Below are 13973 nucleotides of genomic sequence, written 5' to 3' on the forward strand. Positions count from 1 at the left end.
AGCATTCATAATTTATTCAAATATTTTGTCGGAATGTATGTTTTGCTGTGCTATAATGAGTGATGAAAAGACGGAAAGGCAGGTGGTAATGGTGCATATTATCGCAGTTGGCTTGAATTATCGGACAGCCCCGGTGGAAATTCGTGAGAAGTTTGCGTTCTCTGATCAGGATTTACCGAAGGCAATCGCTGAATTGAAAGAGACGAAGAGCATATTGGAATGTGTCATTGTTGCCACCTGCAATCGCACCGAAATTTATGCCGTCGTTGATCGGCCTCAGTTGTGCAGTCATTATTTGACTCACTTCATCGAACGCTGGTTTGGCGTAAGCAAAGATCAATTCCAGAAGCATTTATATACGTATGAAAATGAGAAGTCGATTGAACATTTGTTCCGTGTAACGAGTGGATTAGATTCCATGGTTATCGGGGAAACACAGATTCTCGGGCAGGTGCGGGATGCTTTTTTAGCGTCTCAACAAATGAAAGCAACGGGATCGTATTTCAACACATTATTCAAACAAGCTGTGACGCTAGCGAAGAAAGCCCATTCCGAGACGGGGATCAGCAACAATCCGGTCTCTGTAAGCTATGCTGCGGTAGAGCTTGGGAAGCGTATTTTCGGAAGCTACATGAATAAGACGGTTATGATTATTGGTGCGGGCAAGATGAGTGAGCTCACTGTGAAGCACTTGTATGCCAATGGTGCGAATAAAGTGATCGTTGTCAATCGCACATTAGAACGTGCTATGGAACTAGCCGGTAAATTCAGTGGCGTAGCTTGTACCTTAGAAGACATGCCGACCTATTTACCTGAAGTGGATATCATTATTAGCTCGACAGGTGCTCCTGGCTATGTACTGACTAAGAATGATATTCAATCGTATGTGCAAAAAAGAAAATCACGTCCGCTTTTCATGATGGATATCGCAGTTCCACGTGATCTCGATCCTCAAATCAGCGGCTTACCGAATGTGTTCCTTTATGACATTGATGACTTGGAGCATATTGTTGATAAACATTTGCAGGAACGTAAGAAAGAAGCGGCAAAGATTGAGGTTATGATTGGTTCTGAAATACAAGCATTTGACCAATGGACGAAGACGCTTGGCGTAAGTCCACTCATTAGCGCGCTGCAAACGAAAGCGAATTCCATCCATGAAGAAACGATGGAGAACATGCTCAAAAAGCTGCCAGAGCTGGACGAACGTGAAATTAAAGTGATTCGCAAATTAACGAAGAGTATTGTGAATCAAGTATTGCGGGATCCCATCCTGCGGATCAAAGAAATGGCGGGAGAGCGCCATGGCGATGATGCCTTAGAGATTTTTACCAAGCTATTCGCACTAGAAGAAACGCTACAACAACAAGAACAAGCCGATCAATTAGCACAAGAGCTGGCGACTAGCAATAACAAAGCGGAAATGAAACAAGCGTTGGAAGAGAAGCTGTCCGTACGTGGTTTACAAAGCGCGGATGTTCTAGCTCCATCTTGATAATAAGGCGCTAACCGCCTAGGAGAGGTGCCATGGTAACACGTAGCTGGTTGTTCGATGCGATGATTTATATGTATGCCCTGAGCCTACTGTTTTACTTTTCGGATTTCGCCAATGCGAGCCGGAGCGCGAAACGGATGGGGACGGGGCTGCTTTTGTTTGTATGGGTTTTGCAAACCGCTTACTTAGCTGTCAGTCTATATGGTCATTTAACGCAGTGGGCTTTTGTCCGATCCGACGTTCTATTCATGTTTTCATGGCTATTCGTCACGATTTCGTTGATCATCAACCGCTTTTTCCGAATTGAACTGTTCGTGTTTTTTGTGAATGTACTTGGTTTTGCGATATTAGCCCTGAATGTATTCGGAAATCCCCATGTCGTACCGATCAAATCGGATTGGGACATCAATGATGAGCTATTATTCATTCATATTTCGCTAGCAATTGGCAGCTATGCCGCATTCTCGATTGCCGCTATTTTTTCAGGGATGTACGTATTTTTACATAAAAGATTGAAAACCAAAAATTTCTCTCAGACTGTGATGAGATTGCCGTCCCTTGAGAAAATTGAGCATTATACGTATTTGTCTGTCATTATCGGAGGACCATTGCTTCTCATGGCACTCAGTCTTGGTGTCGTTTGGGTGGTTCTTGAGGGTGATCGGAACTTGCTTTATGATCCGAAAGTAATCAATTCCTTTTTCGTATTAGCTGCGTATGCCTTTTATTTATTCCAACATAAGTCGATGCAGATTTCAGGCAATCGATTAGCTGTTTGGAACCTGGCAGCGTTCTGTGTTGTTGTATTGAACTTTGTGGTTTCTAATCTTGTTTCTGATTTCCACGGGTGGATATGGAGTTGAAAAACTGGCAGCATCCATACCCTCTCATGTTGAACTTGTCAGGCCGAAGCTGCTTAGTTGTTGGCGGTGGGCCTATCGCAGAGCGCAAAGTGCGTGGTTTGCTTGCAGCGGGTGCGAATGTGACCGTAATCAGCGAGGAATTCACGACTGGTATTCAGGCGATGGCGGAACGCACTGACGTGGTCTTGTATAGGCAGACGTTCGACGCTGCGATTGTTCAAGCAAGTGATAAGGAACGTTTCACGCTAGTCATTGCTGCGACGAATCAAATGGACGTAAATACACAGATCGCGCTGGCTGCACAAGCACAAGGCTATCTAGTCAGTGTTGTGGATCAGCCTGAGCTCAGCTCGTTTATTCTGCCGTCTGTCGTTCGACGAGGCAAACTGGTTATTACCGTTTCAACAGGTGGCGCAAGTCCATCGGCAGCTCGCAAAATTGCCAAAGAAATCGATAACGCCTATGGCGATGAATACGAAATATATTTGGATTTTTTAAGTGAAACGCGCTTGCTGATTCAGCAGCGTGTGGCAAATAAAGAAGCCAGACAGCACTTATTTAAAGACATGCTGAGTTGGGATGTCATGAGTCTGATCAGGAACGGTACGTTTGAAGGTTGGAAAAAGAAATTTGAGATCGCCTTGCAGGGTGCATCTTGGATGCAGCAGCAAGAAACAGAAGAAGATGAGCTCCCTACTTGGTCATTCATCGATGAGATTGGGTAGCACGTACAGGAGGCGGAGAAGCATGAGAACGATTGTTGTAGGAACAAGACAAAGCGCATTGGCTTTGACCCAAACAGGACAAGCTGTGGAGCTTTTGAAGCAGCTTGCTGAAGAACACGGGATCGAATGTCAATTTGAAATTAAGAAAATTGTAACAAAAGGTGACCGTATCTTAGACGTCACGTTATCGAAAGTCGGCGGTAAGGGGCTGTTCGTTAAGGAGATTGAACAGGCATTGACGGACGGCGAGATTGATATCGCGGTGCATAGCATGAAGGACATGCCCTTCGAGCTTCCTGAAGGGTTAGTGGTCGGCGCGATTCCGAAGCGCGAAGATCCCCGCGATGCGTTAATCACGCGCGGATATAGTTCGCTTGACGAGCTGCCGCAAGGCGCGCTCGTCGGGACAAGCTCGCTGCGCCGCGCCAGCCAGCTGCAGCATCATCGCCCGGACCTCCGGATCGAGTCGATCCGGGGCAATATCGATTCGAGGCTGCGCAAGCTCGAAGAAGAGAATTTCGATGCGATTATGCTTGCTGCCGCCGGTATGCACCGGATCGGCTGGCAAGATCGCATCAGCGCGTACTTGCCGCCCGAGCTATGCCTCCCTGCCGTTGGGCAGGGAGCGCTGTGCATCGAGTGCCGCGGCAACGACACATTCGTGCTGGACTTGCTGGGCAAGTTCCAGCATGAGCCAACAGCGCTCGCAGTGCGAGCGGAGCGGGCTTTCCTTGGCAGACTCAATGGAGGCTGCCAGGTGCCGCTCGGCGCCTACGCGAGCGTGGTCGAGAACAGCAGCGGTGAATCAACGCTGCTGACCCTTACAGGCATGGTTGGCACGCCGGATGGCGCGACCATGCTCAAGGAGACAGCTTCCGGTAATGATCCGGAAGCGCTGGGAAGGTTGGTCGCTGAGAAGCTCATCGAACAGGGAGCTGAACGGATACTAGCTGAAGTGAGGGAGTGAGCTTAGTGAACAAAGGTAGAGTTTTTCTAGTTGGAGCCGGTCCAGGAGACCCTAAGCTTATCTCGGTTCGTGGGATGGAAGCCATTCAGCGGGCAGATGTCATCGTGTATGACCGTCTGGCTAATCCACGATTATTGAAGCATCGCAGACCGGAAGCAGAACTCATCTTTGTTGGCAAGCTGCCGGACAAACATATATTAAAGCAAGAAGAGATCAATCAACTGCTGGTAGATTTGGCGTTGCAGGGCAAAGTGGTGACTCGGCTTAAAGGCGGCGACCCCAGTGTATTTGGCCGAGTTGGCGAAGAAGCCGAGCTGCTTGTAGACAACGGAATTACGTACGACATCATCCCGGGGATTACGTCTTCTATTGCCGTCCCTGCCTATGCAGGAATCCCTGTTACACATCGCGATTTTACTTCATCCGTTGCGATCGTCACGGGACATGAATATCCGAACAAAACGTATTCCTCCTTGAATTGGGAACATCTTGCCAAAGCGATTGGTACGATGGTATTCCTCATGGGCGTTGCCAATCTGGAGCAAATTTGCCGAGAATTGATTCGCTGCGGCAAACCGCCCGAAATGCCAGTTGCACTAGTGCGATGGGGCACTTGGGCAGATCAAGCGACGATAACAGGTACATTGGCCGATATCACAGAGAAGGTAAGAGAAGCGAACTTCAAATCACCGGCGGTTATTATTGTGGGTGAAGTTGTCAAGCTTCGTGAGAAGCTGGCTTGGATGGAGAAGAAGCCGCTGTTTGGTAAACGAGTACTCGTTACGAGAGCTCGGAGCCAAGCAAGTGAACTTGTGGATCTCATCGATGATCTCGGTGGAGAGCCTGTGGAGTTCCCTGTCATTCGCTTGCAGCCGCCAAGTCGCCCAGAAGCGCAACAGGCGCTAGACCAAGCCTTAGATGATCTCCAGCAATACGATTGGATTTTATTGACGAGCGCGAATGGTGTCGAATTCTTCTTCCGCAGAATGAGGGAGCGGGGGATCGATGTCCGCAGAATGGGCAGCGCCCGCATCGTGGCTGTTGGTCCTAAGACAGCTGAGGCGTTAGCTGAGCGCGGCATCGTGGCAGACGTACTTCCAGCCAAGTATCATGGCGAAGGCATCTTAGATGCCATTCAAGGGGATTTGAAAGCAGGTCAGAAGGTTCTTCTGCCGACGGCTGACTTGGCACGTGATTACTTACCTTCTACACTGAAGGAGTTAGGTCTAGACGTGACGGAAGTCGATGTGTACGAGAATGTACTTACCACCGATGACGGCGAAGAAATCATTCACCTTTTGCAAAATCAAAGCATTCATATTATCACTTTTACAAGCTCATCTACGGTGACGAATTTACTTGAAGCCCTCAAGCAATTGGGGATAGAAGATCCACTATCGTTGCTCCAAGGTGTTGAAATTGCAGTTATTGGTCCCAAAACGGCAGAGACCGCTGCTCAAGTTGGTCTGCCGATCACATACATGGCTGAAGAAGCGACAGTCGCTTCTTTGGTACAAAGCATGATTCAAGGAGGCGGAAATCTATCATGAGTTTTCCAATCGTTCGTAACCGCCGCTTACGCGGAAATGCAGCTATTCGTAATTTAGTACGTGAAAATCAAGTAACGGTTAACGATGTTGTTCAACCTATTTTTGTTACTCATGGCACGAATGTGAAGTCTGAAATAGCTTCTATGCCAGGTGTGTATCATTTTTCGTTAGACCGAGTAAAGGAAGAAATCGATGAAATCACCCAGCTAGGGATCCAAGCGATTCTGCTATTCGGTGTTCCGAATACGAAGGATGCGATTGGGACATCGGCCTTTATGGAGGACGGCATTGTTCAGCAAGCAGCACGACTGATTAAAGAAATTAACCCGAATTTACTCATCATTGCGGATACTTGCCTTTGTCAGTTTACGGATACAGGCCACTGTGGCGTTATTCATCATCACCCCATTACAGGCCAAGCGGACGTTGCGAATGATCCATCTTTAGAGCTTCTTGTTCGCACAGCGGTATCCCAAGCCAAAGCAGGTGCAGATATTATTGCACCATCGAACATGATGGATGGCTATGTACAAGCCATTCGCACTGGACTCGATGAGGCCGGCTATGAGAACACGCCGATTATGGCGTATTCGGTTAAGTATGCTTCAGCCTATTACGGTCCATTCCGTGATGCTGCGGATTCCACACCGCAATTCGGTGATCGGAAAACGTATCAAATGGATCCGGCGAACAGCCGTGAAGCCCTTCGTGAAGCGGAGAGTGACGTAACAGAGGGAGCTGATTTCCTTATGGTGAAGCCAGCGCTCGCTTACATGGACATTATCCGTATGCTCAAGGAGAACTTTGACCTGCCAGTTGTAGCTTACAATGTGAGCGCTGAATATAGCATGGTGAAGGCTGCTGCGAAGCAAGGATGGGTGAACGAAGAAGCGATCGTGATGGAGACGATGACAAGCTTTAAACGTGCGGGTGCTGACATTATCTTGACGTATTTTGCTAAAGATATTGCGCGTTACCTTCAAAAATAAGTTCGAATAAGAACCATTTGCTCTCAGTGATCTCTACAAGTTGTTTCTCCGGGAAACGGCAGGTGAAGGAATCAGAGTGCGGTGGTTCTTTTGTCATACTTTTGTCGCAATACGTCAGCTTACGTTGGTTGTGAGAGGGGTATAATTAGGGCATAATGAATGAGAATAGATGGAAACAAGAGGAAGGTGCCTCATGAGCTATAGGGATAATTTTATTAAAGCATGCCGCAAGGAACAGGTAGATACACTGCCGGTGTGGTATATGCGCCAAGCGGGTCGCTACGACCCGGATTACCGGAAGATCAAGGAAAAGTACACATTACTCGAAATTTGTCAGCAACCGGAGCTTGCAGCTGAAGTGACCATGATGCCGATCAAAAAGCTGGGTGTAGATGCAGCTATTTTGTACTCGGATATTATGAATCCAGTTGCGTCTTTGGGTGTTGATTTTGATATTGTCAAAGATATCGGGCCGGTCATACATACGCCAGTTCGCACGGCACAAGATGTGGAGCGTCTGCGTCCGATTGATGTGGAGAAGGACTTATCTCACATTCTTCAAACGATTCGCATCCTCGATAAAGAATTAGAAGTACCGTTGATTTCATTCGCAGGGGCTCCATTCACGATTGCCAGCTATTTGATCGAAGGAAAGCCTTCCAAGAGCTACATTCGTACGAAGCAGATGATGTACTCGGAACCGGCTGTGTGGTTTGCGTTGATGGATAAGCTCGGTGATATGGTCATTACTTATTTGCGTGCGCACATTGCTTCTGGCGCCAAAGCAGTTCAAGTGTTTGATAGCTGGGTTGGTGCGCTTTCTCCGGCCGATTTTGACGTCTATGTACGCCCAACCATGATGCGAATTTTCCAAGAGCTGTCGGATCTCAAAGAACCTAAAATTTATTTCCCAGGCGTGAGCTCAGGGGAATTGCTGCCGTATTTAACGACGATTCAAGCGGATGTCATTGGTTTGGATTGGCGCGTGCCAATTTCGGTTGGCCGTGAAAGACTCCAGAATCGTTATGCGGTGCAAGGTAACCTGGATCCGTATATTTTAACAGCGCCGATGAGCGTAATTGAAGCGCAAGCGAAGGCTATTATGGATGAAGGTATGAAGCAGCCTGGGTTTATTTTCAACTTAGGACACGGCTTATTCCCAGAAGCATCGCTTGAGAAGCTGAAGGAATTAACGACGTTTGTTCATTCGTATTCGCATTCCGTTTTGACACAGCAAGCAGAAAAGAGTGGTGTTTAACATGACGAAAACGCGTATTGGTGTATTAGTAATGTCCTATGGTACGCCGGAAAGCTTAGATCAAGTTGAAGCGTACTACACACATATCAGACGTGGCCATCCGCCGACGCCTGAGCAGCTGCATGAATTGACGACGCGTTATGAGGCGATTGTTGGCGGCTTCTTCCCGCTGCGTGAAAATACGAATAAGCAAGTCAAAGGTCTTGAAGCGACGCTTCGCGCTGAGCATCCTGACCTCGAATTTGTGTGTTACCAGGGTCTGAAACACGCTCAGCCTTACGTTGAAGACGGTGTTGAGCAAATGGTTAAGGATGGCATCACAGAGGCTGTAGGGATCGTTCTAGCGCCTCATTTCTCAACGATGAGTGTCGGTGGTTATGTGAAGAGAGCTAAGGATAAAGCGGAAGCGCTTGGTCTGAAAATGACGTTCGTACTGGATTACCATCTTCATACGAAGCTGCTTGATGCTCTGCAAACACGCGTAGAGAACGCGCTGAGTAAGTTTGAAGCAGGAGATCGTCATAACGTTCGTGTCATTTTTACGGCGCACAGCTTGCCTGAGAAAATTCTTGAAATGAAAGATCCGTATCCGGATCAATTGCTCGCAACTTCCAAAGCACTTGCTGAGCGAGTTGGCCTTACGAATTGGCAATTTGGTTGGCAAAGTGCGGGACAGACGGCGATGCCTTGGCTAGGTCCAGATATTTTGGATGTGATGCGTACGATCAAACAAGAAGAAGGCGTGGATAAAATCCTGCTGTGTCCGATCGGCTTTGTTTCTGATCATTTAGAGGTGCTTTACGATATCGATATCGAGGCACAAGCGTTGGCCAAAGAACTTGGCGTACACTTGGAGCGTACGGAGTCGCTGAATACTGATCCTTTATATATGGAAACCTTGAGCGATGTTGTATATACCAAATGGCAAGAAAGTACGGCAGCGAAATGAGTACGAAGGTGCCTCATTACATGATTATCGGCGGCGGCATCACGGGGCTCAGCGCTGCTTTCTATTTGAAAAAACAGCTGGAAGCAAGCGGTGCCCCCTTCCGTATTTCTGTGGTGGAGAAGTCACCTAAGTTTGGCGGGAAAATTCATACGCTTGAACGAGAAGGCTTTGTCATTGAAAAAGGGCCGGATTCCTTCTTAGCTCGGAAACGCCCTATTATTGATCTGGCCTATGATCTTGGCCTGGAGAATGAACTTACAGGGACTAATCCGAAAGCGAAGAAAACCTTTATCGTTCGCGGGCGCAAGCTGCATCCGATGCCGCCAGGCTTAGTCCTGGGCATCCCGACTCAAATGACACCTTTTATGAAGACAGGCTTGATTTCTCTAGGCGGAAAAATTCGTGCGGCAATGGATCTAATTCTACCTAAGCGGAATATCGCAGGGGATGAGTCACTCGGTCATTTTCTGGAACGCCGTCTGGGTAAGGAAGTACTGGAGCGAATTGTTGAGCCGCTGTTAGCAGGGATTTATGCGGGGGATACCTATAAACTTAGTTTGAAGTCCACGTTCCCGCAGTTCCGGGCTATGGAGCAGAAGCATCGGAGTTTGATTCTAGGGATGATGGCGAGTCGCAAAAATGTGTCAGAGGAAACCGCTCATTTGCCTGCAGCCATTCGCAGTTCGGTTTTTGTGACGTTCAAGCGCGGACTTCAAACGCTAGTGAATGGATTAGTCGAAGCTTTGGGGACCGTTGATTTACGTCCTGAGGTTGGTGTTGCAGCTGTGCATCAAGTCGATGGGGAGCAAGCGGAGGTTACCTTTGAGGATGGGCATCGTGAGATCGTTGATGGTCTCATTGTGACGACACCAACTTATCAAGCGGCCAAGATACTCTTCGAGCTGCCAGCAGCTTCACAACTTGCGAAGATCGATTATATTTCGGTTGCGAATGTCATTATGGCATTCGATCGCAAAGACATTCCGTTCGAACTAGATGCATCAGGGTTCCTAGTTCCCAAGCATGAAGGCTATACCATTACCGCATGCACCTTAACGTCAGCGAAGTGGCTTCATGCTGCGCCTGAAGGGAAGGTTCTGCTGCGTTGTTATATTGGTCGTGCGGGTGAGCAGGCATGGCCTGCGTGGTCAGATGAGGAATTAATCAGTAAAGCACGACATGATATTAATGATTTACTTGGTATCTCGGCGGAACCGCATTTCGCTGAAGTCACGAGATTGATGCAGTCGATGCCGCAATATCCAGTGGATCATTTGGAGAAGCTCGTTCAATTCCGTGAGGAGCTTGCAGCGTTGATGCCACGCGTCTTCGTAACAGGTGCTGGGTTCCATGGCGTTGGGCTGCCGGATTGTATCCGACAAGGAAAAGAAGCCGCAACACAGCTTGCGGATCTTGTCCTGCATCAAATGAAACAGAATGCTGTTGCAGCAGCTATAGGCTAATCAGCGCAGCTTTGTCAAATCAAGAGTGAATTCTGTGGAGGAAATCGTCAGAATTTTCTTCTCTTCGAGATCACGCATCACTTGCATGAGCGTTGCTTTCTGAACACCGGCAAGCTGCGAAATTTCATCATAGTTAAGTACGAGCTTAATTACGATTGATGTACCTTTCCGCATGCCATGCGAGTTGGCCATCTTAATTAAGCTTTTGATGACGCGGGTTCTTGCATCTACAAAGGTGAGATCATACACTTGCTGGTTCGTATCGCGCAATCGATTGCTAAGCTCTCTCATGATGCCAAGGCTCATGTCAAAATGGGCACGAAGCAATTCCAGAAAGCTCTGGCCAGTTATCGTGAGTAGCACAGATTCCTCTAAGGTTTGGGCGGAAGCAGAGCGGGGCTTGCCATCAATGAGTGACAGCTCTCCAAAGCTTTCGGTAGATTTACAAATGGATAATATTTTCTCTTCACCGGAATTGCTTGTTGTATAGATTTTGACTGAGCCACTAAGTACCATGTAAAAGACAGAACCAACTTCTTTCTCTGCGAATAAGATCGTACCGGTTTTATAAGTACGTCTTGTACATATTTGAACTAGGGCGTTCAATTGCTGCTCGCTGAGTTGGGCGAATAAAGGTACTTTTTTGATAAGCTCTAGCATGAAGTGTACCGCCTTTGTAGGTAGTTATGGGTAGATGATTACCTCATTTTATCACAATATCAAGTCATTGGGGGGTTAAGAAATGGAAAATTCGAGCAGAATCGACAAACGTTCCTCGGCAGCCTTTCAAGAAGCGAAGGGACTGATCCCTGGGGGCGTGAATAGTCCCGTTCGTGCATTCAAATCAGTTGGCTTAACGCCGTTATTCATGGAAAGCGGATCTGGCTCAAGGGTTACGGATATCGATGGGAATACCTTTATTGACTATGTTGGCTCATGGGGTCCACTGATAGTTGGGCACGCCCATCCTACGGTTTTGGAGGCTATTCACGCTACGGCCGTGAAGGGGACTAGCTTTGGTGCTCCGACACTGCTGGAAACCGAAATGGCGAAGCTGGTCATTGAACGCGTGCCATCCATTGATATGGTGCGCATGGTAAATTCGGGGACGGAAGCGACGATGAGTGCGTTACGTCTTGCACGTGGATTCACAAAACGCGATAAAATTGTGAAATTCGAAGGCAGCTACCATGGTCACGCAGATGCGTTGCTCATTAAAGCAGGATCTGGCGTCGCGACGCTAGGACTGCCGGACAGCCCTGGTGTACCGAGCAGTGTAGCTTCCAATACGATTACTGTGCCATACAATGATTTAGCCTCTGTGAAACTCGTATTCGAAAAGTTTGGCGAAGAGATTGCAGCGCTAATCGTTGAACCTATCGCAGGAAATATGGGGGTTGTTCCTCCCGCGGCAGGCTTCCTGCAAGGTCTACGTGATATTACGAAGCAATATGGCTCCTTATTGATTTTCGATGAGGTGATGACAGGCTTCCGCGTGCATAAGAACTGTGCACAAGGGTTATACGGCGTTACACCGGATTTAACCTGTCTTGGTAAGGTTATTGGCGGTGGGCTTCCTGTAGGCGCTTATGGCGGCCGTCTGGACATTATGGAGCAAATGGCTCCAGCAGGCCCGATTTACCAAGCGGGAACCCTCTCGGGTAATCCTCTTGCCATGGCAGCAGGATATGCGACATTATCTTTGCTCGGCCAGCCGAATGTGTACGAGGAATTGGAACGGAAATCGGCTAAATTAGAAGCAGGATTTGCTGCAAATGCAGCAGAGTTCGGCATCGCCAGCACGATCAATCGTGTAGGGTCGATGGTTTGTCCGTTTTTCACAGAGACGAAGGTGACCAACTATGACACAGCCAAAACATCAGACCTGAATCGTTTCAATGCGTATTTCGGTCATTTATTGGATCTTGGCGTATCGGTTGCTCCTTCGCAGTTTGAGGGCATGTTCGTCTCCACTGTTCACTCGGATGAGGATATTGAGTTGACGATCGGCGCTCATCGTGAAGCGTTGAAGCGTCTGTAAAATGTTAAACCGCTCTCTCCATTCGGAGAGGGTGGTTTTTTTGTACATAGAAAAGGGCAGCTCTCGTAGCTATGCTACGTAAGAGCTGCCCATCCATATATCCTTAATTCGGTTTAACCGTTGGTGATGTTGTATTGACTTGAGAATTAGGCGGGTTTGTTGAGCCGTTCCCTGTTGGTGATGGTTTCGGTGTCGCACTTGGTGTAGGCGACGGCGTTGTTGATGGCGGCTTCGTGCTGCCACCTTCAGTAGTCCCATTATTAGTTCCTGTCCCAGTCCCTGGAGATGGCGTTGGGCTTGTTGCTGGTGGATTAGATGAACTAGGCTTATCGCTCGCGTTCGGTTTGCCCGATTCAGTAGCTGATGGGGATGACGATTCACCAGGTTTACCAGCTTCATGCGTATTTTCAGGTATAGCTGAAGGCTTAGGCGTTGCTTTCGGCGTTGGGGTAGGCAGTTTGCCTGCGGCTTTCAGCGCGGCTTGCTCTTTCAAGAAATCAGGATGATCATATGCACCGCCTGGATCAATGGAAGTCAATCCTGCCCAGACGTTCTTTACTTCTACTTGATCGGGATGATCGAATACCAAGAAAGCGGAAGGCAGTCGACGCTCGCCGTAACGACTGGATGGCTTCGTGACCAATTCATTATTGTAAACCATCTCTGAAGAGGCGCCGCCGTCAAGGAAACCGGCATTAATAACATCATCTTCAAGGAATAGATCCTGTACTTCTTTCAAAGTAGCTCCGACACTTGAAGTTTGACGTCCGTCAATAACGATAAAGATGACAGTTCCGTCTGCTTTTTGCCCAACTGCCGTACGTGGTGCACGTCCCCAACCTCCATCACCGCTTGTGATAAGGGGCTTTCCATTCGCGATAACGCGAGGATAGAAGGATACGGCTTCTGACACACCAAGTTTCAGCAAATCGTTGATCGTATACTTACCGATGATAAGCGTTCCTTCTTTTGTAAAGCCGACAATTTGTTGGGGGATACTGCCTTCTTGGTCGGTATAAAGAATGTTCCCGCCGGACATAATAGCACCGATTGGGGCAAATCCGTTTCCAAGGCCATCCGGGTCATTGAAGCCGCCGCCATTAACGCCGGCAACAGCGCCTGTACGCTCAACCATGGCAGTAATTCGTTCTCCCTCACCTTGTTTAGCAGGTACGACGACACGAATGGTTCGCGGGTCATACACATACATACGTTTACCTTTCCAAAGTGTACCCGAGATGTCTTCAACTTTGACTAGGCTCTCGATCGGACGGTTTTTATTAAATTGAACAGCGCCAATGTCTTGCTTCTCAATGGAATTGACTTCAGTCAAATTCTGCATTTCGAGAACCATCTGATCCCTACGCTGTGCACCAACAAAGATCCATGCCCAGTCACGATGCTGTGTAGTAATGACGGTTTTGGCTAAGTACTCACGAATATATGTACCTGGCGGAGTTAAGAATAAAAAGCTTGAACTTAAGAATGTGCATGCTGCTATAACTAGTAAAGTCCGCTTCAGCCAACTATAATTGCGAAAATGATTTGCTATTGAACTACCCAAGGTTGTTCATCTCCTGCTCTATTCATAAATTGATAGAAAATGTCGAAAAAAAACAATACAAGACTTATAGTATCATATTTTTACATGCAATTGGTAATGGTAATTGTTA

12 protein-coding genes are annotated in these 13973 nt (G+C 47.7%); 10 read left to right on the top strand and 2 right to left on the bottom strand.

The genetic code is table 11. The features are described from left to right. The first annotated feature begins 91 nt into the window (after positions 1-91). The 9 genes from hemA to hemG all read left to right on the top strand — a co-directional run bounded on the left by hemA (position 92) and on the right by hemG (position 10259). Positions 92-1495 carry a glutamyl-tRNA reductase gene (gene hemA, locus A8709_RS07825; RefSeq protein ID WP_065852597.1) on the top strand — a complete coding sequence of 468 codons (1404 nt, stop codon included), beginning with the start codon at positions 92-94 and terminating at the stop codon, positions 1493-1495. 32 nt (positions 1496-1527) lie between these two features. After that, positions 1528-2358 (top strand): cytochrome C assembly family protein, encoded by an 831-nt coding sequence (locus A8709_RS07830; protein ID WP_065851736.1) that lies wholly within the window; start codon positions 1528-1530, stop codon positions 2356-2358. Further along, positions 2355-3083: a precorrin-2 dehydrogenase/sirohydrochlorin ferrochelatase family protein gene (locus A8709_RS07835; protein ID WP_167357028.1), complete on the top strand. Its 729-nt coding sequence runs from the start codon at positions 2355-2357 to the stop codon at positions 3081-3083. Before A8709_RS07830 ends, A8709_RS07835 begins: the two co-directional genes overlap by 4 nt. A 22-nt stretch (positions 3084-3105) precedes the next feature. Then, on the top strand, positions 3106-4050 hold the full coding sequence (gene hemC / locus A8709_RS07840; protein ID WP_065851739.1) for a hydroxymethylbilane synthase: 945 nt from the start codon (positions 3106-3108) through the stop codon (positions 4048-4050). Positions 4051-4055: 5 nt separating this feature from the next. Next, positions 4056-5600 (top strand): uroporphyrinogen-III C-methyltransferase, encoded by a 1545-nt coding sequence (cobA, locus tag A8709_RS07845; RefSeq protein ID WP_065851741.1) that lies wholly within the window; start codon positions 4056-4058, stop codon positions 5598-5600. Next, on the top strand, positions 5597-6589 hold the full coding sequence (gene hemB / locus A8709_RS07850) for a porphobilinogen synthase (protein ID WP_065851742.1): 993 nt from the start codon (positions 5597-5599) through the stop codon (positions 6587-6589). Before cobA ends, hemB begins: the two co-directional genes overlap by 4 nt. 193 nt (positions 6590-6782) lie before the next feature. Beyond that, positions 6783-7847, top strand: a complete 1065-nt coding sequence (gene hemE / locus A8709_RS07855) for a uroporphyrinogen decarboxylase (RefSeq protein WP_065851744.1) — start codon at positions 6783-6785, stop codon at positions 7845-7847. Between the two features lies 1 nt (position 7848). Further along, positions 7849-8796, top strand: coding sequence for a ferrochelatase (gene hemH, locus A8709_RS07860; protein WP_065851746.1), 948 nt, complete (start codon positions 7849-7851; stop codon positions 8794-8796). After that, positions 8793-10259, top strand: a complete 1467-nt coding sequence (gene hemG, locus A8709_RS07865; RefSeq protein WP_065851748.1) for a protoporphyrinogen oxidase — start codon at positions 8793-8795, stop codon at positions 10257-10259. The genes hemH and hemG overlap by 4 nt, the downstream gene beginning before the upstream one ends. On the opposite strand, the gene A8709_RS07870 is transcribed toward hemG, so the two are convergent. Beyond that, the gene (locus A8709_RS07870; RefSeq protein ID WP_065851749.1) at positions 10260-10919 is read right to left on the bottom strand and encodes a Crp/Fnr family transcriptional regulator; all 660 of its coding nucleotides are present in this window, start codon (positions 10917-10919) and stop codon (positions 10260-10262) included. 82 nt (positions 10920-11001) lie between these two features. Between A8709_RS07870 and hemL the strand changes: the two genes are divergently transcribed. Beyond that, positions 11002-12300 carry a glutamate-1-semialdehyde 2,1-aminomutase gene (gene hemL / locus A8709_RS07875; protein WP_065851751.1) on the top strand — a complete coding sequence of 433 codons (1299 nt, stop codon included), beginning with the start codon at positions 11002-11004 and terminating at the stop codon, positions 12298-12300. Positions 12301-12403: 103 nt separating this feature from the next. On the opposite strand, the gene A8709_RS07880 is transcribed toward hemL, so the two are convergent. Beyond that, the gene (locus A8709_RS07880; protein WP_065851753.1) at positions 12404-13864 is read right to left on the bottom strand and encodes a phosphodiester glycosidase family protein; all 1461 of its coding nucleotides are present in this window, start codon (positions 13862-13864) and stop codon (positions 12404-12406) included. Positions 13865-13973 lie beyond the last annotated feature (109 nt).

Source organism: Paenibacillus pectinilyticus, assembly GCF_001700435.1.
In the GTDB taxonomy this organism is placed as follows: Bacteria; Bacillota; Bacilli; order Paenibacillales; family NBRC-103111; genus Paenibacillus_E; species Paenibacillus_E pectinilyticus.